22 protein-coding genes are annotated in these 22158 nt (G+C 65.8%); 10 read left to right on the forward strand and 12 right to left on the reverse strand.

All coding sequences use genetic code 11. The annotated features are described in order from the left end of the window. Positions 1 to 2: 2 nt before the first annotated feature. The 3 genes from AC15MQ_RS20035 to AC15MQ_RS20045 all read right to left on the reverse strand — a co-directional run bounded on the left by AC15MQ_RS20035 (position 3) and on the right by AC15MQ_RS20045 (position 3205). A complete protein-coding gene (locus AC15MQ_RS20035) occupies positions 3 to 983 on the reverse strand; it encodes a hypothetical protein (protein WP_483081111.1) in 981 nt (326 codons plus the stop codon). Next, complete coding sequence (locus tag AC15MQ_RS20040; RefSeq protein WP_483081112.1) at positions 977 to 2140, reverse strand: glycosyltransferase family 4 protein; 1164 nt, start codon at positions 2138 to 2140, stop codon at positions 977 to 979. The genes AC15MQ_RS20035 and AC15MQ_RS20040 overlap by 7 nt, the downstream gene beginning before the upstream one ends. Positions 2141 to 2230: 90 nt before the next feature. Next, positions 2231 to 3205 (reverse strand): glycosyltransferase, encoded by a 975-nt coding sequence (locus AC15MQ_RS20045; protein WP_483081113.1) that lies wholly within the window; start codon positions 3203 to 3205, stop codon positions 2231 to 2233. A 472-nt stretch (positions 3206 to 3677) separates the two neighbouring features. On the opposite strand from AC15MQ_RS20045, the gene AC15MQ_RS20050 reads away from it, so the two are divergent. The 8 genes from AC15MQ_RS20050 (at position 3678) to AC15MQ_RS20085 (ending at position 11160) form a co-directional block, all read left to right on the forward strand. Further along, the gene (locus AC15MQ_RS20050) at positions 3678 to 4307 is read left to right on the forward strand and encodes a 2-hydroxychromene-2-carboxylate isomerase (RefSeq protein WP_287670205.1); all 630 of its coding nucleotides are present in this window, start codon (positions 3678 to 3680) and stop codon (positions 4305 to 4307) included. Continuing rightward, positions 4307 to 5923, forward strand: coding sequence for a carboxyl transferase domain-containing protein (locus AC15MQ_RS20055; RefSeq protein WP_332337219.1), 1617 nt, complete (start codon positions 4307 to 4309; stop codon positions 5921 to 5923). Before AC15MQ_RS20050 ends, AC15MQ_RS20055 begins: the two co-directional genes overlap by 1 nt. Before the next feature lie 9 nt (positions 5924 to 5932). Next, on the forward strand, positions 5933 to 6727 hold the full coding sequence (locus AC15MQ_RS20060) for an enoyl-CoA hydratase/isomerase family protein (RefSeq protein WP_287655355.1): 795 nt from the start codon (positions 5933 to 5935) through the stop codon (positions 6725 to 6727). Positions 6728 to 6807: 80 nt separating this feature from the next. Next, positions 6808 to 8853, forward strand: a complete 2046-nt coding sequence (locus tag AC15MQ_RS20065; RefSeq protein ID WP_483081114.1) for an acetyl/propionyl/methylcrotonyl-CoA carboxylase subunit alpha — start codon at positions 6808 to 6810, stop codon at positions 8851 to 8853. Continuing rightward, positions 8850 to 9776: a hydroxymethylglutaryl-CoA lyase gene (locus tag AC15MQ_RS20070; protein WP_287670210.1), complete on the forward strand. Its 927-nt coding sequence runs from the start codon at positions 8850 to 8852 to the stop codon at positions 9774 to 9776. The genes AC15MQ_RS20065 and AC15MQ_RS20070 overlap by 4 nt, the downstream gene beginning before the upstream one ends. Positions 9777 to 9828: 52 nt before the next feature. Beyond that, positions 9829 to 10053, forward strand: coding sequence for a DUF1289 domain-containing protein (locus AC15MQ_RS20075; RefSeq protein WP_287655352.1), 225 nt, complete (start codon positions 9829 to 9831; stop codon positions 10051 to 10053). A 2-nt stretch (positions 10054 to 10055) separates the two neighbouring features. Then, positions 10056 to 10259, forward strand: a complete 204-nt coding sequence (locus AC15MQ_RS20080) for a DUF1289 domain-containing protein (protein WP_287655351.1) — start codon at positions 10056 to 10058, stop codon at positions 10257 to 10259. Next, positions 10246 to 11160: an MBL fold metallo-hydrolase gene (locus tag AC15MQ_RS20085; protein ID WP_483081115.1), complete on the forward strand. Its 915-nt coding sequence runs from the start codon at positions 10246 to 10248 to the stop codon at positions 11158 to 11160. Before AC15MQ_RS20080 ends, AC15MQ_RS20085 begins: the two co-directional genes overlap by 14 nt. Before the next feature lie 83 nt (positions 11161 to 11243). On the opposite strand, the gene AC15MQ_RS20090 is transcribed toward AC15MQ_RS20085, so the two are convergent. The 5 genes from AC15MQ_RS20090 to AC15MQ_RS20110 form a co-directional block, all read right to left on the reverse strand. Further along, positions 11244 to 12197: a DMT family transporter gene (locus AC15MQ_RS20090; RefSeq protein WP_483081116.1), complete on the reverse strand. Its 954-nt coding sequence runs from the start codon at positions 12195 to 12197 to the stop codon at positions 11244 to 11246. 24 nt (positions 12198 to 12221) lie between these two features. Next, positions 12222 to 12668 carry a ubiquinone anaerobic biosynthesis accessory factor UbiT gene (gene ubiT, locus AC15MQ_RS20095; protein WP_287655348.1) on the reverse strand — a complete coding sequence of 149 codons (447 nt, stop codon included), beginning with the start codon at positions 12666 to 12668 and terminating at the stop codon, positions 12222 to 12224. After that, positions 12668 to 13588: a U32 family peptidase gene (locus AC15MQ_RS20100; RefSeq protein ID WP_483081117.1), complete on the reverse strand. Its 921-nt coding sequence runs from the start codon at positions 13586 to 13588 to the stop codon at positions 12668 to 12670. Before AC15MQ_RS20100 ends, ubiT begins: the two co-directional genes overlap by 1 nt. Before the next feature lie 13 nt (positions 13589 to 13601). After that, positions 13602 to 14615 carry a ubiquinone anaerobic biosynthesis protein UbiU gene (gene ubiU / locus AC15MQ_RS20105; RefSeq protein ID WP_350496300.1) on the reverse strand — a complete coding sequence of 338 codons (1014 nt, stop codon included), beginning with the start codon at positions 14613 to 14615 and terminating at the stop codon, positions 13602 to 13604. Between the two features lie 98 nt (positions 14616 to 14713). Continuing rightward, entirely contained in the window at positions 14714 to 15514 is an 801-nt protein-coding gene (locus AC15MQ_RS20110; RefSeq protein ID WP_483081118.1) for a helical backbone metal receptor, read from the reverse strand. 36 nt (positions 15515 to 15550) lie between these two features. Between AC15MQ_RS20110 and AC15MQ_RS20115 the strand changes: the two genes are divergently transcribed. Next, the gene (locus tag AC15MQ_RS20115) at positions 15551 to 16276 is read left to right on the forward strand and encodes an SDR family NAD(P)-dependent oxidoreductase (RefSeq protein WP_483081119.1); all 726 of its coding nucleotides are present in this window, start codon (positions 15551 to 15553) and stop codon (positions 16274 to 16276) included. Positions 16277 to 16344: 68 nt separating this feature from the next. Here AC15MQ_RS20115 and AC15MQ_RS20120 read toward each other — a convergent pair whose 3' ends face one another. The 4 genes from AC15MQ_RS20120 to argS form a co-directional block, all read right to left on the reverse strand. Further along, on the reverse strand, positions 16345 to 17118 hold the full coding sequence (locus AC15MQ_RS20120) for an SDR family oxidoreductase (RefSeq protein WP_483081120.1): 774 nt from the start codon (positions 17116 to 17118) through the stop codon (positions 16345 to 16347). A gap of 62 nt (positions 17119 to 17180) precedes the next feature. After that, positions 17181 to 17822, reverse strand: coding sequence for a thiol:disulfide interchange protein DsbA/DsbL (locus tag AC15MQ_RS20125; RefSeq protein ID WP_483081121.1), 642 nt, complete (start codon positions 17820 to 17822; stop codon positions 17181 to 17183). A gap of 19 nt (positions 17823 to 17841) precedes the next feature. After that, positions 17842 to 18663, reverse strand: coding sequence for an SPOR domain-containing protein (locus AC15MQ_RS20130; protein WP_287670222.1), 822 nt, complete (start codon positions 18661 to 18663; stop codon positions 17842 to 17844). 31 nt (positions 18664 to 18694) lie between these two features. Beyond that, positions 18695 to 20467, reverse strand: a complete 1773-nt coding sequence (gene argS, locus AC15MQ_RS20135; RefSeq protein WP_483081122.1) for an arginine--tRNA ligase — start codon at positions 20465 to 20467, stop codon at positions 18695 to 18697. 139 nt (positions 20468 to 20606) lie between these two features. Between argS and ubiB the strand changes: the two genes are divergently transcribed. Beyond that, positions 20607 to 22139, forward strand: a complete 1533-nt coding sequence (gene ubiB / locus AC15MQ_RS20140; protein ID WP_483081123.1) for a ubiquinone biosynthesis regulatory protein kinase UbiB — start codon at positions 20607 to 20609, stop codon at positions 22137 to 22139. Positions 22140 to 22158 lie beyond the last annotated feature (19 nt).

Here is a 22158-nt window from a genome sequence, read left to right on the forward strand (position 1 = left end):
ACTCAATAGGCGGTGGCAGCATCCGAAGCAATTGCCGTTGCAGAATCGTCAATAGCATCACTGCCATACTCTTCAATTCCGCTGGCGTTTCCTGGCGCCATGCTGCCAGGCATTTCTCCTGACAACACATCAACACCGGCTATCCCAAGTGCCGTGTTCGACGATGCTGCCAGAATCCGGCCAGCCGCATCGACACCGGGAGGCAATACTGTGGTTCCGCCGCGCACTCCTGTCGCTGCTCCCATGGCAACATCCCAGGTTCCACTGGCACCCGCGCCGCCGAAGTTGCCATCCTTGCCCTGAAATGGGCTGTTCTCTGCAAATACGTTGTCCTGGGTGTCGTGATCATCCCGCCAGGTATCGGCACATGCGACTCGCTGTATGCCGGGCTTGCGGCTGACGACATGGCGCATCGCTTCAGCCAGCAAGGTGGCTTCGTCGAGAGGCGGTGCGGTGAAGCGAGGTCCGTCTGTCGACAACGGGTATGGAGTCGGCAAGCGACGCCAGAATTGCCAAAATGATGGGGGTACCAAAGGCGACAGGCTTACCCGTATTTCCGCCTCCGTGGCCATCCGCAGCCGAATCAGCTTCATGAACTCCTCGGAAATGCGCAGCCCTCCCTGTGTACGGCGCGGGCGCCGGTCACTGCCCGCCGCACCGGCGTAAACCGCGAGGCCGAGGCGTCCAAACGATTCAGCGTCCAGAGCAACTCCGCTTTGCGGCTCGAAGGCCAGCAGCACCAATCCATATTCACCGCGGCAGCACTCCGGTAAGTTGGTACTGCCAAACAGGCGGTAGCTGCCGAAGGCGGGGTTGCCCCATTGGCGCATCATGTCGCAGGAAGGGTTGCCTTTTTGTGCCGCGAGTTCGCGTGCCACTGATGCTGCCGCATGGCCTGTTTTCAGAACCTGTCTGTCCGCGTAGAGGGTAGCAATGGCCGCCTGGTTCCGGTTGGCGGGTACGCGCACGTCGAGCATCAGCATGGTTGCCTTTCCTTCGCCACGGTATCGAATAATTGCAGATAGGCGTTAGCCATCGCCGCCATGGAAAATCGTCGAGTCACGTGCGCGCGTCCGCGCCTGGACAGGCGCCTGGCCAGTGCTGGATTCGACAATACGGACAGCAAACCCGCGGCAATGGTCGCTGGTTCGCGGTCACGCAACAGTATCCCCGTCTTGCCGTGCAGGACTTGTTCGCGCGTGCCGCCCGAATCGTTGGCAACCACCGGCAAGCCCGCCGCGAGTGCCTCCAGAACCGAGTTGGGGCATCCTTGATGCTCGCCTAGAACCAGAGTCAGGTCATACTCGGCAAGCCGCTCGGGGGCATCGAAGGCGGCGCCGTGCAGAAGGACCCGCCGCCCGAGTTCATCGCCGGCCGAACGGAGCACGGCGGCGGCATACTCCGCATGGCGTGGCTCCGCCGTTCCCAGGAGATGAAGCTCGACGTCCGGAAAGCTTGCCCATACCCGCGCCATCGCAGAAATGGTTTCCAGGAGGAATTTGGACGGCGCGAGACGCCCGCTCATGACAATGCGCGCGCGGTTGTAAATCGTCATCCCGTCTTCCACAGTATGCTGTCGTACCGGAATCACCACTCCGTTGGGGATCACCGCGGTAACCGGCCTGCTGCCTCGCCAGCCTGCAGCTTCGGTGGCTCTGTATTTCAACACCAGCCGAGACAGGCGCTGGTAGTACTCACCCGCCGCAAAGGCGATCCACTGCCGGAACGGGGCCATGCTCCGCATCTCCTCAAACGCATATTCGCCCGGCGAGACGTCGATGAAACGCAAGCAGCCTGTGCCCAATACCTTCACCAGCAGCAGTTTGATCTTCGGATCCACGTTCCAGAAACACATCACCGCCGGCCGCGTGGCAATAACGAATCGCACCAGCGCTTCCACGTGGTCGAAAACATCTGTTGAATCCGCGCTGCGACGCAAGGGAACACCGACCTTGTGCAATGCCTGGGTGAAATGCGACGCCGTCGAATTGCCGCAAACCACGATTTCGAACGGCATCCTGTCAATCAGCGCTTGCGCAAGATTGACCAGCGAACGTTGCGCCCCGCCAGCGTTGAGGTTGGCAGTGACGAACAGAACACGGGGCCGCGCGCCCTGGCAAGGGTCGAACGGTTCGGCCAAATGGAAGAGCGTCCACAATCGATCGCTTGGAAAGCCGCTCCAGTCAGGCTTCGCCGGGCAGGTCCGGACATTCGCAGCCACAGCAGAGGCCTAGCTCTCGTCGGTTTCGTCAACGCCCACCAGCGTGAGCCCGGGCGAACTGATCTCGCCCTGTCCGCCGACGCGGCTGGCGACGACCGGCAGCCCGCCCACCAGCGCTTCCAGAGTGGCGATCGACAGCCCTTCATAACGGCTCGTGTTCAGGAACAAATCGAATGCTGCGAAGCACTGTGCCGCTTGCGGCACAAAACCCGGCAAACGCACATGGGCTTCCAGCGCGAGGCGCCTGGTCTGTTCCAGAACGGTTCGCCATGCCAGCAAGCCATCGCGCCCCGTCGGCCCGCCAAGGATGACCAGGTGCGCGTTGGCCAGAGCGGGCCATGCACGCAAGGCGGCAAGCACGCGCAGTGCGCGCGGATAGGCTTTCTGCGGCTTCACACCGCCGGCCATGCCGATGACGATGGTGTCCTCGCGCAGCGCCCAGCGTATACGCCAGTCACGACGCGCATCGGGATGGTTCGTTCGCTTGCGCGGGAGGTAACGCACTACCGCGCACGGCAGCTTGGGCGCTGCCACACGCAATTCATCCGCGGCCGCTTGCGAGACGGCAATGGCGAATGGCGGGTTGCCGCTTGCTGCAAGACAGCGACCAGGCTCCAGCCAGCCGGCGCTGGCGTTATGCAGCACCGGGATTGGCAAGGCGCCGCCGCGCGCAAGGGCACTACGCTCGTCGTTCAGAAGCATATGACACAACACGATGCGATTGCCATCGGCCGTAAGTCTTGCGCCCGCCATTTCGAGCCGCCGGCCGATATCAACCCCGCCAAGCCGGGTGATTTCAATGCCGGCTGGCATGGGCCATTCCTGGCTGGCGTCGCGTAATACCAGCAGCCGGACGCCATGCCGTACGGCGGCGCGCGCAGCCCATTGCAACACGATGTACTCGGCACCCCCGAGGGCAAGGCTGCCTACTGCGACGTTCAGTACCGCCGCGGGTAAAGCGAGTAGCTTCGGCTGCTCAGGCACTGGCTGCTGCGCAAGGTGCATGGGCTGAACGGTGGCAAGGCTGTTTGCTGCTGACATGGGATAGCGGGTTACCCGATCTTGTATAGTCCCACAGGATCATCTCCACCAGCAATCCCAAACGACTCGTTCCGCCCCTCCCGCCAACCGCAAACGGTGCCAATCAGCTCCCTGACCTTCAGCCACGCCGGTATGATGCGCTGCGAGAAATTCCATGCAGCACGCCGATACGCAGTGGAGGCGGTCGGCATCACCAGTATTCGCGGTAGCTTCCAAGACGGCCGGCAGGACGCCGGCGATGGACATTCGCCATTTTCCCGGCAAGAATAGTCGGTTACGGCACGCCGAACCTGCTCCCCCGGGGTTGCCGTGCAGGAATCCGCATCGCCAGGGCCGGCGTCGGCCTTGCGGTGCACCCGTTTCGCCCGTTCTGAGCGATCAGCATAGAGCCCCACACCCCTTGGGAGAACACACCATGTCGCAGCCCATCGAAGCCACTGCATCCCTCGCACCCGTGGAATTCTACTTCGACTTCACCTCGCCCTACGGCTATCTGGCTTCCGAGAAGATCGATGCCCTGGCCGCGCGTTATGATCGCCGGGTCAAGTGGCGGCCGTTCCTGATGGGGGTGGCGCTCAAGGCGACCGGTGCCGGGATTCTGACCCGGATACCGCTCAAGGGCGAGTACGCCTTGCACGACTTCGCACGTTCGGCGCGTTTCCTCGACGTGCCGTATACGCAGCCGGCGAACTTCCCGCTGGCCACGATGCAGGCGGCGCGCGCGTACTACTGGCTGCATGACCGGGACTGCGCGACGGCGCGCGCTTTCGCGCATTCGCTCTATCGCGGCTACTTCATCGATGGGCGGGACATTTCCGACCCGGAGGTGGTGCTCGAACTCGCGGCACGGCATGGCGCCGACCGCGCTACACTGGCGGCAGCGCTCAACGACGCGCTACTGAAGGAACGCCTGAAAGCCGAATGCGAGGCGGCGATCGCCAGAGGGGTCTTTGGCTCGCCGTACCTCATCGTCGACGATGAGCCATTCTTCGGCGTCGACCGTCTGCCACAACTTGAACGCTGGCTGGCCAGCGGAGGTTTCTGATGCCTGTTCTGCAAACCCGGCTTGATGCGCGCAGCGCCGACTTTCAGGCCAACGCGGCGGCGATGCGCCAGATCGTCGCCGACCTGCGCGCGACGGTGGACCGGATCGCCCTCGGCGGCCCGGAAGCCGCACGCCAGAAGCACCTGGCGCGCGGCAAGCTGCTGCCGCGCGAGCGGGTCAACGCGCTGATCGATCCGGGTTCGGCCTTCCTCGAACTGTCGCAACTGGCGGCGTACGGCATGTACGGCGCGCAGCCCTTCGAGGTTCCGGCGGCTTCATTGATCACCGGCATCGGGCGGGTCAATGGTGTCGAATGCATGATCGTTGCCAACGATGCCACGGTGAAGGGCGGCACCTATTACCCGCTGACGGTGAAGAAACACCTGCGGGCGCAGGAGATCGCCGGCGAGAACCGCTTGCCGTGCATCTACCTGGTCGACTCGGGTGGCGCTTTCCTGCCGCTGCAGGACGAGGTCTTTCCCGACCGCGACCATTTCGGCCGCATCTTCTACAACCAGGCCAATCTGTCGGCGGCGGGCATTCCGCAGATCGCCGCGGTGATGGGCTCGTGTACCGCCGGTGGTGCCTACGTGCCGGCGATGTCGGACGAATCGATCATCGTCAAGGAGCAGGGAACGATCTTTCTCGGCGGGCCGCCGCTGGTCAAGGCGGCCACCGGTGAGGTGGTCAGCGCCGAGGATCTCGGCGGCGCCGACGTGCATACCCGCATTTCCGGTGTCGCCGACCATTACGCCGAGAATGACGCGCATGCGCTGGCGATCGCCCGGCGCATCGTCGGCAACTTCAACTGGCGCAAGCGTCCGCCGCTGCGCCTGAGCGAGCCGTGCGCGCCGCTCCATGCGCCCGAGGAACTGTATGGCGTGATCCCGACCGACGCCAGGAAGCCCTTCGACGTGCGCGAGATCATCGCCCGCCTCGTCGATGGTTCGGATTTCGACGAGTTCAAGGCGCGCTACGGGACGACCATCATCTGCGGTTTCGCGCGCCTCTGGGGATATCCGCTGGGTATCGTCGCCAACAACGGCATCCTGTTCTCGGAGTCGTCGCTGAAGGCCGCGCATTTCATCGAGCTGTGCGCGCAGCGCGGCATCCCGCTGTTGTTCCTGCAGAACATCACCGGTTTCATGGTCGGTCGCAAGTACGAAAACGGCGGCATTGCGCGCGACGGGGCCAAGATGGTCACCGCCGTGGCCTGCGCGCGCGTGCCGAAGTTCACGGTGGTCATCGGGGGTTCCTTCGGCGCCGGCAACTACGGCATGTGCGGGCGTGCCTATTCGCCACGTTTCCTGTGGATGTGGCCGAACGCGCGCATCTCGGTGATGGGCGGCGAGCAGGCCGCCAAGGTGCTGGCGACGGTCCGGCGCGACGGCCTCGAAGCCGCCGGAAAAGCCTGGAGCGCAGACGAAGAGGAGGCCTTCAAGGCGCCGATCCGTGCGCAATACGAGTTGCAGGGTCATCCCTATTACGCCAGCGCCCGCCTCTGGGACGACGGCGTGATCGACCCCGCGGACACCCGCCGGGTGGTCGGCCTCGGCCTGTCGGCGGCGCTGAACGCCGACGCCGAAGCGACGAAGTTCGGCATTTTCCGGATGTAAGGGGCCTTGATGAGCGAGTACCAATCGATACTGACCGAAGTCGACGGCTACGTCGGCATCCTGACGCTGAACAAGCCACAGCGGCACAACGCTTTCGACGAGCAACTGATCGCCGAGATGACCGCCGGCCTGCGCGAACTGGCGGCCGACCCGCGGGTGCGCGCGGTGGTCCTGTCGTCTACCGGCAAGAGCTTCTGTGCTGGCGCCGACCTGCAGTGGATGAAGCGCGCGGCCGGCTATTCGGATCAGGAAAACCTGCAGGATGCCAGGCGGCTCGCCGAGTTGATGGCGACGCTGAACGAACTCGCGAAGCCGACGATTGCGCGCGTGCAGGGCCCGGCCCACGGCGGCGGCGTCGGACTGATCGCCGCCTGCGACATTGCGGTCGGCACCTACGATGCGCTGTTCGCGCTCAGCGAGGTGAAGCTGGGCATTGTGCCGGCGGTGATCAGTCCGTATGTGCTGGCGGCGATCGGCGAGCGCTATTGCCGTCGCTACATGCTGACTGCCGAGCGTTTCTCGGCGGCCGAGGCCTATCGCATCGGTTTGCTGCATGAACTCGTTCCCGGCGAGGAGCAACTCGACGAGGCGATTGCCGAGATCATCGACAGCCTGCTGGCCAACGGACCGCAGGCACAGGCCGCGTGCAAGTCGCTGATCCGCATCGTCGCCGGGCAGCCGATCGACGAGGAGACCATCGACGAAACGGCGCGGCGGATCACGCGCGTACGTGCCAGTCCCGAAGGCCGCGAGGGGCTGGCGGCTTTTCTTGAAAAGCGGCCGCCCAACTGGGTCGCCGATTGACGTGGCGGCTGGCCGGCAGCGCTTGCTCCCGGAAGCCGAGACCTTGAACGGGCGCCAGAGGGCTCGATGAAAGATTGCCGATGTTTACCAAGATTCTGATTGCCAACCGCGGCGAGATCGCCTGCCGCGTGATCCGGACCGCGCGTCGGATGGGCGTGCGTACCGTCGCCGTCTATTCGGAAGCCGATGCCGAGGCCCGGCACGTGCGCGTCGCCGACGAAGCGGTGTGCATCGGTCCGGCGGCGGCGCGCGCATCGTACCTGTGCGGCGAGCGCATCCTCGATGCCGCCGCGCGCACCGGCGCGCAGGCGGTGCATCCGGGCTACGGCTTCCTCTCCGAAAACGACCGTTTTGCCGACGCCTGCGCCGCCGCGGGCATCGTTTTCATCGGCCCACCGGCGGCGGCGATCCGGGCGATGGGCTCGAAGTCGGCGGCCAAGACGCTGATGGCCGCGGCCGGCGTGCCGCTGACGCCGGGTTACCACGGCGACGATCAGGAACCCGCCTTTCTGCAGCGGCAGGCCGAGGCCATCGGTTATCCGGTGTTGATCAAGGCCGCCGCCGGTGGTGGAGGCAAGGGCATGCGCCTGGTCGAACGCGGCGACGATTTTCTGGCCGCACTGGCGTCATGCCAGCGCGAGGCGATCTCCGCTTTCGGCGCCGATCAGGTGCTGATCGAGAAGTATCTGCGACGCTCGCGGCACATCGAGATCCAGATCTTTGCCGATACGCAGGGCAACTGCGTGCATCTCTTCGAGCGCGACTGCTCGGTGCAGCGCCGCCACCAGAAAGTGCTCGAAGAAGCGCCGGCGCCGGGCATGACACCGGCGCGGCGCGCGCTGATCGGCCAGGCGGCCGTCGAGGCGGCGCGCGCGGTCGGCTACGTCGGCGCCGGCACCGTCGAGTTCATCGCCGGCGACAGCTTCTCGCAGGACGGCCGCTTCTATTTCATGGAGATGAATACCCGCCTGCAGGTCGAGCATCCGGTGACCGAGATGATCACCGGCCAGGATCTGGTCGAATGGCAGTTGCGCGTCGCCGGCGGCGAGCCGCTGCCGCTGCGCCAGGAGCAACTCGACATTCGTGGCCATGCGCTCGAAGCCCGCATCTATGCCGAGAATCCCGAGCACGATTTTCTGCCGTCGACGGGTCGCCTGCTGCATCTCGCGCGCCCGCCCGAGAGTCTCAACGTCCGCGTCGATACCGGCATCGAGCAGGGCGACGAAATCACGCCTTATTACGACCCGATGATCGCCAAGCTGATCGTCTGGGACGTCGACCGCCATGCCGCGCTGGCGCGCATGCGGCAGGCGCTGGCCGACTACCGCATCGTCGGGGTCAGCACCAACATCGACTTTCTTTCGCGCCTGGTGGCCTGCCCGGCCTTTGCCAACGCCGATCTCGACACCGGCCTGATCGAGCGCAGCCGCGACTTTCTCTTCCCGGCGCACAGCGAACCACCGCAGAGTGTCTTCTTTGTCGCCGCGGTCGCCGGCTTGCTGCGCGAGCACGCCGCCGCGCTGGCGCGCGCCAGCCAGTCGGGAGATCCCTGGTCGCCGTGGAGCCTGCACGACGGTTGGCGGCTGAACCTCCAGTCGCGGCGAACGCTGACCTATCGCCACGGCGACACCCGGCACGAAGTCCTGGTCGCCTATGAGGCCGACGGCTGGCGTTTGACGCTGGGCGGCGAATCGGTGCTGGCGCGCGGCCGGATCATCGACAGTGGCCAGTTCGCCGGGCAACTGGCCGTCGAACTCGACGATCGCCGCCTGATCGCCAGCGTCGTCGCGGTGACCGAGAAAAACGAACAGAAGCGGCACGTGTTCCTCAACGGCAGCAACTACGTCATCCTTCGCGACGATCCGCTGCACCTGGTCGCAGCCGGCGGCACGCAGGGCGGCGGTCTGACCGCGCCGATGCCCGGCAAGGTCATCGCCCTGCTCGCGACGGCCGGGCAGAAGGTGGACAAGGGCGCGCCGCTGCTGATTCTCGAAGCGATGAAGATGGAGCACACGATCACCGCGCCGAAGAACGGCCGGGTGCGGGCTTTCCGCTACGCGGCCGGCGACCAGGTCGCCGACGGTGCAGAACTGGTCGATTTCGTCGATGGCGAGGGCGAGCCATGAGCCTGCCGCAGCGGGTGAAGCTGGTCGAGGTCGGGCCGCGTGACGGCCTGCAGAACGAGCGGCAGCTCGTTCCCGCGGCGATCAAGATCGAACTGATCGAACGGCTGGCTGCCGCCGGCTTGTCGGCGATCGAAACCACGTCCTTCGTGTCGTCGAAGTGGGTGCCGCAGATGGCCGACAATGCCGAGGTTCTGCGGGCGGTGCTGGCCAGCCCGCGGCGTCGGTCGCAGGTTTCCTATCCGGTCTTGACGCCGAACCTCAAGGGCTTTGACGCGGCGCTCGAAGCCGGCGCGCAGGAAGTGGCGATCTTCGCCGCGGCCTCGGAGACCTTCTCGCAGAAGAACATCAACTGCAGCATCGCCGAGAGCCTGAAGCGCTTTGCCGCCGTGCTCGACGCCGCCAGCGCCCTGGAGATCAGGGTGCGCGGCTATGTATCGTGTGGCGTGGCCTGTCCGTACGAAGGCGCGGTCGATCCGGCGAAGACGGCGCGGGTGGCGCGGCAGCTGTTCGAAATGGGTTGCTACGAGGTCTCGCTCGGCGATACCATCGGCGCCGGTACGCCGGCATCGGTACAGCGGATGATCGAAGCCTGCGCGGCGTTGCTGCCGATCGACAGACTCGCCGGGCATTACCATGACACCTACGGGATGGCCATCGCCAACATCTACGCCTCGCTCGAACTCGGCATGGCGGTCTTCGACAGTTCGATCGCCGGCCTCGGGGGCTGCCCCTACGCCGCCGGGGCGACCGGTAACGTGGCCACCGAAGACGTGGTCTATCTACTGCAGGGGCTGGACATCGAAACCGGAGTCGACATGGAACAATTGCTGGCCGCAGGCCAGTTCATCGCCGGCTACCTCGGCCGCGAACCGGCGTCGAAAGCGGCGCGTGCCCTGCTTGCCCGGCGCGGTGCCGGATGCTGATGCCTGCAGAGGGCCGCGCGCGTGCGCGTGTCGTGCATTCGGGAGACCACTCATGAGCTCGATGGTCGTTTCACCGTGCATCAATGTCTGCCGCATGGATGCGCAGACCGGCTTGTGCCTGGGCTGCTTCCGGACGATCGAAGAGATCGCGGACTGGAGCCGAGCCTCCGATGCGCAAAGGCTGCGGGTTCTGTTGGCGGTCGAGCGCCGCCGCGTCGAGCACGATCCGCTCGGGTGTGCCGCGGGCGGTGATTTCCGTGGCGATTGCGAGCGTTGACCATGAGCGATTCCGAAGAAGAATATCTTTGCGTCGGCATCTGCATGCCCGACCCGGATTCGGGTTATTGCCTCGGCTGCGGTCGTCCGCCGCTGCCGGTGTCGCTGGTCACGCAGGGGATCGTCGCCGAGGAACAGCGCCCGCTGCGGATCTGGGGCGAATTCCCCGACGGCGATTCCCCGAAAAAGCCTGATGCTTCCCGCTAACCTGCTGGTTTTCGAACGCGGCTGGTTGTCGTCGAACAACATCCTGTTTCTCGAAGGCGAGCAGGCGGCGCTGATCGACAGCGGTTACGTCAGCCATGCCAGCCAGACGGTCGCCCTGCTCGAACATGCGCTGGCCGGCCGTCGCCTGACACGGCTGCTCAACACCCACTCGCATTCAGACCACATCGGCGGCAACGCGGCGGTGACCGAGGCCTTCGGCTGTCGTGTCGTCGTCCCCGCAGGCATCGACGCGACGATTGCCGAGTGGGACGAAGAGGCGCTGCTGCTCTCGCCACTGGGCCAGTCGGCGGCGCGTTTTCGCCATGACGAATCGATTGCCGCCGGCGACCAGGTCGAACTCGGCGGTCTCGAATGGCAGGCCATCGCGGTTCCCGGCCACGACATGGACGCGCTCGCCTTTCACAACCCCGAGCGGCGTCTGCTGATCTCCGGCGACGCCCTGTGGCGCAACGGCTTCGGCGTCATCTTCTCGGAACTGCTGGGTCACCCCGAGGATGCCGGCGGCCTGAAGGCGGCGCGTGAGACGCTCGACGTGCTCGCCCGGCTGCCGGTCGAGGTGGTGATCCCGGGCCACGGCGCACCCTTCGTCGAGGTCGAGGATGCCTTCGAGCGCGCTTACCGGCGCCTCGCGGCATTCGAACAGGATGTCGAGTTGCTGGCCCGGCATGCGCTCAAGGTCATTGTCGCCTTTGCCCTGCTCGAAAGGCGGCAACTGGCACGCGCCGATCTCCCCGCTTTCCTCGCCAGCCTGAGTTTCTGCCAGAGCGTCAACGCCCGTTACCTGAATCACAGCAATGAGCAACTCGCGCACTGGCTGGTCCGCGACCTGCTGCGTGTCGGGACGCTGAAAGACGTCAATGGGGTGCTGTTGGCGACGTGAACACCAGGCACTACGGCGGTTTTACCCCAGTTCGTTTCTCTATCGGCCGGCCGCGCAGATGCGACCGTCGGGACGCCCGGCGATCAGCCTGCCCGGAACGCGCGGACTCCGAGGATCACCCCGCTGACCAGCAGGGCGATACCGAGCAGCGCCATGCCGCCGGGCAGTGCGCCGCGCCAGATGAAGGCGTAGGCCAAGGCCGAGAGGGTCTCGAAAACGATCAGTTGCCCGGTCAGCGCCGTCGGCAGCAGCCTGCTGGCGCGGTTCCAGAGCAGCGTGCCCAGCCACGAGGCACACAGTCCCAGGGTCAGCATCAGCCCGACATAACGCAGCGGCTGCGGGCCGAGCGGGTAGTCGAAGCCGCCGGGGTCCTGGAACAGGAGAGCCGCGGCGGCCATGCCGACGGCGGCCAGCGGCAGCGTCGCCAGCCCCTGCGCGACGGCCCAGGTGCCGGAAGCGAGGGTCGGTCGCTGCCGCAGCCAGCGCGAGTTGCGCAGCGGGTACCAGGTCCAGGCGAGTACCGCGGCGACCGCCAGCAGCGCCCCGAGCAGGTAGTCGTGGGGGCTGCGCCGTGTGCCGAGCAGCGCCATTTCATGGCTGTTTACCAGCGCGATGCCGACCGCGATGACCAGCAGCGAAGGCAGCAGGCGACGCCACGGCAGGGCTTCGCTGCCGAAGTTGGCGGCGATGGCGATGACGATCGGCAGGGTACCGATCAGCATCGTCGGCAGCGGGGCGTCGGCCAACTGGATGGCCGCCGCCAGAAACAGGTAGTAGAGCAGGTTGCCGACCAGCGCCAGTTCGCAAGCCATCCGCCAGTCCTGGCGCTGCAGGCGTTGCAGGCGCTGCAGGTCGGTGCCGGCGAGGAGCAGCGCGATGACCCCGAAACCGAGATAGCGCCCGCAGGAGAGCATCGCCGGCGGATAGTCGGGCAACATCAGCGGCACGACGAATACCAGTCCCCAGAGCAGGCCGGCACCCAGCGCGCAGGCGATGCCCTCGACCAGGACGCGGCTGGCCGGCAGCTCTGGCCGCATGGCTCGCGCCGGCTCTTGCGGGGGTCAGTGACGAAAGATCGGCAGCGTCGGAAGCTGCGGCCACTCGATCGCGTCGAGCATGTTCTTGATCACCAGGCCGAGTTCGGTGTCGCCGACGATCGACAGTTCGCGGTTGAAGAACAGCGTGTCCGGATCTTCCTGGCGGGCGAGCAGTTGCAGAAAGGCCGAGAGGTTGGCGCGGAACGACAGATCGGGGCTCGCGGGGGCGGTGAACAGCGGCCGGAAGAGGCCGTCGCGGTAGCAGAAGCACGCTTGTCCGCCGGCATCGAGCACCTCGACGAGAAAGCTTCGCCCTTCGAGCAGCGCCAGGCTGTCGTCAGGTAGCAGGCCAATCCTCGCCGCGACATTGAGCGCGCTGGCGAGCGCCAGCGAATGCGGCCATTGCGGCAGGCGGGCGCCGATCGTGGACAGGACGCCGGGCAGTTTGAAACGGGGTATCGAAAAGCTCATCACAGGGTTCCTTGCAGGTGTGCGGCGGCACCCGACTGGTGGCAAACGATGCCGGCATCGGCATACCAGTAGCCGTCGGCCAGACCGTCGCTGGCCCAGCCGGAGCTGTCGACGTCGACCCGCTGGCCGCGACGGGCGGCATCGAAGGCGGCGATGATCGCCGGCATGGCCATCGGCTGCGGACTGAGGCGCGCGACCTCGATGCCCATCGCCAGCAACTCCGGTATCTGCGGCAACAGGTTGTAGGTCTGTGCCGACATCGTCTGGATACCGTTGATGGTCAGGAACGGCTGCCCTTCGCGGGTGCGCAGGGTCAGTCCCTCGGGGTGATCGAGACACTTGAACTGGCAGTCGTCCTTGTTGAGATTGTAGTGCCGCGCGGTGAAGCAGCGCGCGGAAAAGGCCAGCGGCAGCTTGCCGAAGACGAAGACTTCGGTGTCGACGCCTTGCGGGCGGCTGCGGTGCAGGGTTTCGATCAGCCGGCGGTCGCCCTCCAGCGGCGGCAGCCAGCGACACATGCCATAACGGGCAAAGGTGGCCAGCGTCGCTTCGTTGTAGATGTTCAGGTGCGGGCCGGCGACAAAGGGGCGGCCAGCGGCGATGTTCACCGCGCCGAGATCGTTGGCTTCGAGCCGGCAGCCGGGAATTTCCGTCAGTTCGTCAGCCAGGCGGCGCAGCGCCTTGAGGTCGCCTTCCGATTCGAGCAAGGCCTGCGCCGAAACGACTACCTCCTTGCCGGCGTCGCTGAGGTCACGCGCCAGTCCCAGCCAGTCGGCGACGCGAATCTGCTGGCGGCGCGAGCAGACCACCTCGCCGAGGTAGATGATGTCGATCGCCGGGTTCTGTGCCATCTCGGCATAGAACTCGAAGACTTCGTTTTTCGGCCAGAAGTAGAGCAGCGGCCCGAGAGCCAGTTTCATCGCGGTCTCTCCATCAACGCCACGGCCGGCTGTAGGCGCCGAGGGTGACCTGGCTGCCCTCGGCGACCTTGGCCAGCGTCGCCTGCCAGGCCGCCTTGACGTGAAAATGCTGCGCGTCCCTGGCCAGTTCGTCGAGCGCGGCGCGCAGGGTGCGGGTGACCTGCGCGACGTAGGTCGGGCTGCGCTGGCGTCCTTCGACCTTGATCGCCGCGACGCCGGCGCGCGCAATCTCGGGCAGGATTTCGAGCACGTTGAGGCTGGTCGGTTCCTCGAGGGCGTAGTAGGTGTCTCCCGCGACCTCGAAGCGACCCTTGCACAGCGTCGGGTAGCCGGCCGGCTCGTCATCGCCGAAGCAGTCGATGAGGATGCCGTTCAGGCGCGTCGTCATCTGGCCAGGCGATCTTTCCCACTGCACGTACCTGGCCGGCGAACAGGCGCCGACGGTATTCGGCGATTCGCCGGTGGCGTACGAGGACAGCCAGCAGCGGCCCTCGTTCATCACGCACAGGCTGCCGAATCCGAACACCTCGATCTCCACCGGTGTGTTGCGGATCACCGTTTCGACCTGGGCCAGCGTCAGCACGCGCGGCAACACCGCGCGCCGCACGCCGAACTCGCGGTGCGCGAAATTGACCGCTTCGTAGCTGGTGGCCGATCCCTGCACCGAGAGATGCAGACGCAGGGCAGGGTGGCGCTGGCTGGCGTAGTCGAGCAACCCGACATCGGCCAGGATCACCGCGTCGACTCCGAGATCGACCGCGCCATCGACCGCGCGCTGCCAGTCGGCGGCGCGACCGGGCTGGGCAAAGGTGTTGATCGCCATCAACACCTGCCGCTGTCGCGACTGCGCGTAGCGGATGCCCTCGACCATCGCCTTGTGGTCGAAATTCAGGCCGGCAAAATTGCGCGCGTTGGTGTCGTTGCGATAGCCGAGGTACACCGCGTCGGCACCGTGGTCGACTGCCGCCTTGAGCGCCGGCAGGCTGCCGGCGGGACAAATCAGTTGGGGAACGCGTGGGCGCGTCATGGCAAACCTCGTCTGGCGAAGCACGCCAGTATAGTCACGCCGGCCGGGTTGCGCTTGATGCTCGTCAATTTCCCGAGGATTGGCCGTCCCGGCAGCGCTCAGCGTTGCCCAAGGCGGGTCCGCAAGGCGCGCAGATAGGCCAGTCCGGCGATCGCCCGGCTGCCGTACCAGGAAACCATCTCGCCGTCGATCAGGGCGCAGCGCACTTCCGGCAGTTGTGTGGCCAGCAGTTGCCGGTGTTTTTCCCGAAAGGGGTAAGGTTCGCTGGACAGGAAAACGATGTCCGCCGCGCGCGCCAGCGCCGGCAGATCGATCTCCGGGTAGCGCAGCCGGCTGTCGACCGGCAGCGTATCCCAGCCGGCGGCGGCCAGCATGCGCGAGATGTAGGTGTCGCGGGCGACGCCGAGCCAGGGCTCGCGCCAGATCAGGTAGAGCACCTTCTCGCGCGGCAGCAGCTCAGTCGCGGCACGCAGCGCCTGCCATGCGTTCTCGAAGTCGGCACACAGGGCCTCGGCCGCGGCCTCGCGCCCGAAAACGCCGCCCAGCAGGCGGTAGAGGTCGAGGTTGTCGCGCGCTTCCAGCGGGTGTGTCACGATCAGGTGCGGCACGCAGTCGGACAAGGCTTCGACTTCCTCACGGCGGTTTTCGTCTATGTTGACGATCACATGCGTCGGTTCCAGGGCGCGCAGTTTGTCGGCGTCGAATCCCTTGGTGCCGCCGAGCTTCGGCACCCGCCGCAGCAACTGCCGCGGATGGATGCAGAAGCCGGTACGGCCGACCAGCGCTTCGGCGAGTCCCAGCGCGACCAGCAGTTCGGTGATACTGGGCACCAGCGAAACGATCCGTGGCCTGCCAGAATAGCGGCCGTGTGTCTTGCCGAGCGCGTCAGACCATTGCATGATGGGGGTTTCCGGTGCAAACAACAGGAGGAACAGATGCTAGCTCAGAAACTTGCGGTCGTCACAGGAGCCGCCCGTGGCATCGGCCTGGCCGTGGCACGCCAGCTTGCGGCCGCCGGCTGCACGGTGCTGATGGTCGGACGCGTTGCCGAGGCGATCGAAAACGCCGCCGGACAGTTGCGCGAGAAGGGCCACGACGTGCTGCCGCACGTCGCCGACGTCACCGACGCGAGTGCCGTGGCAGCGCTTGCCGCACGACTGCGCCGCGAGTTCGGTCGCGCCGACATCCTGGTCAATAACGCCGGGGTGTTGCTCGAACCGAAGGATTTCGCCCTCCCGCAGGCCGCGAGCGTGTTCGTCGTCGACCCCGATGTGGTTGCCGCCACGCACGCCTGCAACGCGCTTGCACCGCTGCGCCTGATTCAGGCGATCACGCCGCTGATGCGCGAAAACGCCTGGGGGCGGATCGTCAATGTTTCGTCGAGCCTGGGGCAACTGAGCGAAATGGGAGGCTGCTGGCCCGGCTACCGGATGTCGAAAGCCGCCCTCAACGCGCTGACGCGGCTCACCGCCAAGGAACTGGAAGGCAGCCCGATCAAGGTCAACTCGGTCTGCCCTGGGTGGTGCCGCACTGACATGGGGGGCAAGGATGCCGCACGCAGCGCAGACGAGGGCGCTCGCGGCATCGTCTGGGCCGCGCTGCTGCCCGATGACGGTCCGAGCGGTGGCTTCTTTCGCGACGGGCAAGCGATCGACTGGTGAGGGCAGCGGCAGGCGAGCGCGCGGCCGAGTTGCACAGCCGGCGGCGTCCGGGAAAGTCGCTTTCCTGATCAGGAAACCCCACGCGGCTTGCGCGGTACCCCGGCAAACAGCCGATCGTAGAGGGCATTGGGCAGCAGCCGCAACAGCTTGCCGACGAGTGCCATCTGCCAGGGCACGACGGCATAACTCCTGCCGTCGGCGATGACGCGCGCAAAACGCCGCGCGGCCAGGTCGGCGGGAATCAGGAAAGGCATCGGAAACGGATTCGACTCGGTCATCGGGGTCCGGATGTAGCCTGGACAGAGGGTGACCACCTTGACGCCCGAGCCGCGTAGTTCCAGACGCAGGCTTTCGAGATAGCTGATCGCCGCCGCCTTCGAAGCGCTGTAGGCCTCCGCACCCGGCAAACCGCGGATTCCGGCCAGCGAGGCGATTCCCACCAGGCGACCACCGGCGGCGCGACGCATGGCGCCGATGAACGGCGAGAAGGTGGCCGCCATGCCGTAGAAATTGACGTCCATGATCCGGCGGATCGCCGCCAGGTCTTCCCGGTACTCGCTCAGCGTGCCTGCCGAGACGCCGGCGTTGGCAATCACGATGTCGGGAACGCCGTGGCGGGCGATGAAGTCTGCGGCGGCGGCACACAGGGCCGCCGCGTCGGTCACGTCGAGCGGGTAGCAATTGACCTGCCCCGGCCAGCGTTCGGACAGGCTCCGCAAGCGCTCGGCGCGCCGGGCACAAAGCCCGACCAGCGCTCCCTGCGCGGCGTAGTGCTCGCTCAGCGCCCAGCCGATGCCGGAAGAGGCGCCGGTGATGAAAACCTTGAGGACGGGGGTCGGCACGCGCAGGCGTGGAACGTCACCGCATCAGGCGGCAGCCGACTCCCACCGGGCGGGCGGCGGCGTCACTTCTTGCCGCGCTCGCCGCGTGCCTTGGCGATCACCTGGTCGGTGAGCGCGATCAACTCCGGAAAACCCTTGCCGCCGGTCATCAGGTACTTGCCGTCGACGGCCAGCGCCGGAACGCTCTGAATCTTGTACGCCTGCGCCATCTGATCGCCACGCCTGGCCTTGCTGACGACTCCGAAGGAGTTGTAGGCATCGCTGAATTTCTTGGCATCGACGCCCTGTGTGCTCACCCAGTCGATGATGCTCTTGTCGTCATAAAGCTTGCTGCCCGTCTTGTGCAGGGCTTCGAAGACCGCGGCATCGAGCCGGGCCAGATCGCCGGTGGCCTCAAGGGCATAATAAAGCCTGGCCAGGCTCGCCCACTGCGGTCGCGCGAACGAGATCGGCACGCGCTTGAAGACCACATCGCCCGGCAAGGCGGCGGACCATTTGCTGACCGTCGGGTGAAATTCGCTGCAATGCGGACAGCCGTACGAGAAGAATTCGATCACCTCGAGTTTGGCCGGGGTGTCGGAGGCCTGTGCCGGGACGATGGGCACGTAATCGCGGCCGACGACGAGTTCGGCGCGGGCCGGCAGAACCACTGTCAGTGCGGCCAGGGTGAGCGCCGCGAACCATCCGCTGATACGTCGATGCATGACTCTTCTCCTGAATGGGTTAGTCTTTCTTGACCACGTTGGCGTCGATGCCCTGCTTGGCGAGGTCGGCACGCAGATGGTTGACGTCGTCCAGTTTCTGATACGGTCCGAGACGAACGCGGTACCACACCTTGTCCTGGAGCATGACCTGCTGGATCCGCGCCTCGGCACCCATCATCGCCAGTCGCGCCTTCTGGTTGTCCGCCTCGTTGGCGCTCTGGAACGAACCGGCCTGCAGATAGATCGGCTCCTTGAGCGTTTCGCTCTTGCTCTTGCCGCTCTCCGCCTGCTTCACCTCGCCGGGTTTGCCTTCGACGGTTTTGGCTGCCGCGGCCTTGCTGTCCGCCGGTTTGGCTTCCACCGGCCGGGAGTCCACGGCCTTGGCATCGGCCGGTTTCGCTTCGCCTGGCCGGGTTTCGACCGGCTTGGTCTCGGCATGTTTGTTGTTTACGATTTTGCCTTCGGCGGGCTTGGCATCGGCCGGTTTCGGTTCTTCGGGTTTGGGGTCGGGAATGGCTTCGGCCTTGCCTGGCAGGATCTTGTAGAAATCAAAGCGTGGCTTCTCGGTGCCGATCGGGTCGCCCGGCTTGCCAGGGAGCGCCACCGGCGCCGTGGCGACCGGCGGCACTTCTGGTGTGGTGGCCGCCGGGGTCGGGGGCTTGCTGGCCACGGGTGGCGGCAGCTTGGGTTGCTGGCCGGTGGTGGTGAACGGTAGCGGCGCCTTGTTGATATACCAGACGACGCCGGCCACTCCGATGACGCCGATGACCAGGCCGATGAACAGGCCGAACAATGTGCCCCCCCCCGACTTCCTTGCGGGGGGAGTTCTAAGGGGTTTCATGTCGCGACTCATGGAAGTCCTCTGTTTCTGATTACATCGATTCGGGGCAGGAGACACCCAGAATCGTCATGCCGTTGCGAATCACCTGCCTGACCGCAGCCGCCAGTGCCAGGCGCGCATCCTTCTGCGCCGTATCATCGACCAGAATGCGTTCGGCATTGTAGTAGCTGTGAAATTCGGCGGCCAGGTCTTTGAGATAGAAGGCGATCAGGTGCGGTGCCAATTCCGCGGCGGCGGTTTCGACGACCGCGGGGAATTCGCCGATCCGGGCCGCCAGGGCCAGTTCATGCGCGCCTTCGAGGCGGTCGAACGGCGCTGCGGCGAGGGTTGCCAGATCCCCTCCCCAGAGTGCCAGCAGCGAACTCACGCGGGCGTGCGCATACTGGATGTAATAGACGGGGTTGTCGTTCGACTGGCTTTTCGCCAGGTCGAGGTCGAAATCCAGGTGCTGGTCGGACTTGCGCAGCACATAGAAGAAGCGGCAGGCGTCGTTGCCGACGTCCGCGCGCAGCGTGCGCAGGGTCACGAATTCGCCCGATCGGGTGGACATCTGCGCCTTGCAGCCGGAGCGGTAGAGCACGGCAAACTGCACCAGCGCCACCTCCAGAGCTTCCGGATCGAGCCCCAGCGCGCCGAGCGCGCCCTTGATGCGAGGAATGTAACCGTGGTGGTCGGCGCCCCAGACATTGATCATCCGCTCGAAGCCACGCTCGTACTTGTTGAGGTGGTAGGCGATGTCCGACGCGAAATAGGTATAAAGGCCATTGTCGCGGCGGACGACGCGATCCTTCTCGTCGCCGAACGCAGTCGACCGGAACCACAGGGCGCCGTCCTGCAGATAAAGATGGCCGGCCTTCTGCAGTCGCTCGACGCCACGCGCGACCAGACCGGTAGCAAACAGCGACTGCTCGGAGAACCACACGTCGAAATGCACCCCGGACTCTTCGAGATCGCTGCGGCAGTCCGCGAGCTGCTCGGTGAGCACGAAGTCGTGCACATACTGCCACTCCTCGCCAAGCAGTCGCTTGGCATTGACGATCAGGGCGTCGAGGTGCGCTTCACGGATTTGCGCGGCCGCGGCGTCGGTGCGGCCGGGGTCGGGCAAGGGCGGAACGCCGTCGATGACGCCGGCGGGCGCCCGCAGGAAGCGCTCGGCATGCGCCGCCAGCATCTGTCTGGCCATCTCGCGCACATATTCGCCCTGGTACGCATTGGCAGGAAAAGGCAGGGGTTCATCCGGTTGGCGGTGCAGCTCCAGATAGCGTAGCCAGGTCGACAACGCCAGGATGTCCATCTGCCGGCCGGCGTCGTTGACGTAGTATTCACTGGTCACGTCCCAGCCGGCGAAAGCGAGCAGCGTACACAGGCTGCCGCCGTAGGCGGCGCCACGACCGTGACCGACGTGCAGCGGGCCGGTCGGGTTGGCGGAGACGAACTCGACGAGGACCTTGCGTTTGCCGCCGGTCGTCGAGCGGCCAAAGGCCTCGCCCTGTTCGAGAACGGCGCGCACGACTTCGAGCTTGGCTGCCGGCCGCAGGTGGAAGTTGATGAAGCCCGCGCCGGCGATGTCGGTCTTGTCGACCAGGGGCGAATACGGCAACTCCGAAACCAGCAATTGGGCCAGTTGCCGTGGGTTGCGCTGCATCGAACGCGCCAGTTGCATCGCCAGGTTGCACGAAAAATCACCGTGCGAGGCCTGTTTGGGTCGCTCGATATGGATGCTGGTGTCGGCCTCGTTCGGCGCGACGCTGAGCAACGCGGCACGCATCAGGTCGGCGAGGTGGGACTTCAGGTCGGAACTCATCGGGGAGCGTCTGCTGTAGGATTCGGTCAAGCCGCTGATTATACGATGCACGACCGAGCGCGGGGCGAAGGATGCGGCGCGATGACGCGCGTTTCTGTGTAAACTCCCCGATTTGCCCAAGACTAGGCCGTTGCCAGCCGTGCGACTATTCCGCCTCGCCAAAATCCTCAGTATTGCGCACCGCTACGGTCTCGACGAGATGCTCTTCGAGCACGAGCCCAGCGGTCGCCTGGCGGCCGTGTCGCGGGTCCTGCACTTCCGGCGCCGCTTCGACGCGCCGCCGGCGGTGCGCCTGCGCCTGGCGCTGGAATCGCTGGGGCCGATCTTCGTCAAGTTCGGCCAGGTCCTGTCTACGCGTCGCGACCTCCTGCGTCCCGACATCGCCGACGAACTGGCCAGGCTGCAGGACCGCGTGCCGCCATTTTCACCCGCCCTGGCGCTGGCGCAGATCGAGAAGGCCTATGGCCGGCCGGCGAGCGCGGTGTTCGCCGAGTTCGATTCGACACCGGTGGCCAGTGCCTCGATCGCGCAGGTCCATTTCGCCCGGCTGCGACCTGAAGACGGCGGCCAGGAAGTGGCGGTCAAGATCCTGCGCCCGGAAATGCACGCGGTGATCGCCAACGACCTGGCGCTGCTCGAGACCCTCGCCGGCCTGCTCGAGAAAGTCTGGTCGGACGGCAAGCGGCTGAAGCCCCGCGAAGTCGTCGGCGAGTTTGCCAAGTACCTCTACGACGAACTCGACCTGATGCGCGAAGCCGCCAACTGCTCGCAATTGCGGCGGAATTTCAGCGGTTCGCGGCTGTTGCAGGTGCCCGAGGTGTATTGGGATCAATGCACGACGACGGTGATGGTCATGGAGCGCATGCGCGGCGTTCCGATCAGCCAGACCGAGGCACTGCTCGCTGCCGGCATCGACCTGCCGGCGCTGTCGCGCGCCGGCGTCGAGATCTTCTTTACGCAGGTGTTTCGCGACGGCTTCTTTCACGCCGACATGCACCCCGGCAACATCTTCATCGCCACCGATCCGGATCACCACGGCAGCTACATCGCGCTCGACTTCGGCATCGTCGGGACGCTGACCGACACCGACAAGAATTATCTGGCGCAGAACTTCCTGGCCTTCTTCCAGCGCGACTACAAGCGCGTGGCGACGGCGCACATCGAAGCCGGCTGGGCGCCACCCGAGACGCGGGCCGACGAGTTCGAAGCCGCCATCCGCGCGGTCTGCGAACCGATCTTCGACCGGCCGCTGCACGAGATTTCCTTTGGCCGCGTGCTGCTGCGCCTGTTCCAGACCTCACGCCGCTTCAACGTCGAAATCCAGCCGCAGCTGGTGATGTTGCAGAAGACCTTGCTCAACATCGAAGGCCTCGGCCGGCAACTCGACCCCAACCTCGACCTGTGGAAGACCGCCAAGCCTTTCCTCGAACGCTGGATGAGCGAGCAACTCGGCGGCCGTGCCTTTCACCGCGGGGTGCAGCAGGAAGCCCCCTACTGGGCACGCATCCTGCCGCAGATACCGCGCCTGGTGCACCAGGCTCTGGCGCAGGCGAAAGCGCCCGATCTCGCGCCGCTGCTGGCTGACCTGGCACGCACGCAGCGCCAGCAGCGGCGCTTGCTGAGCCTCATCGCCGTACTCCTGGCCGCCCTGCTGCTCAGCCAGTATCTGTGACCAGCCTGGCGATGCGCTG

It is taken from the genome of Candidatus Accumulibacter propinquus (genome assembly GCF_056856495.1).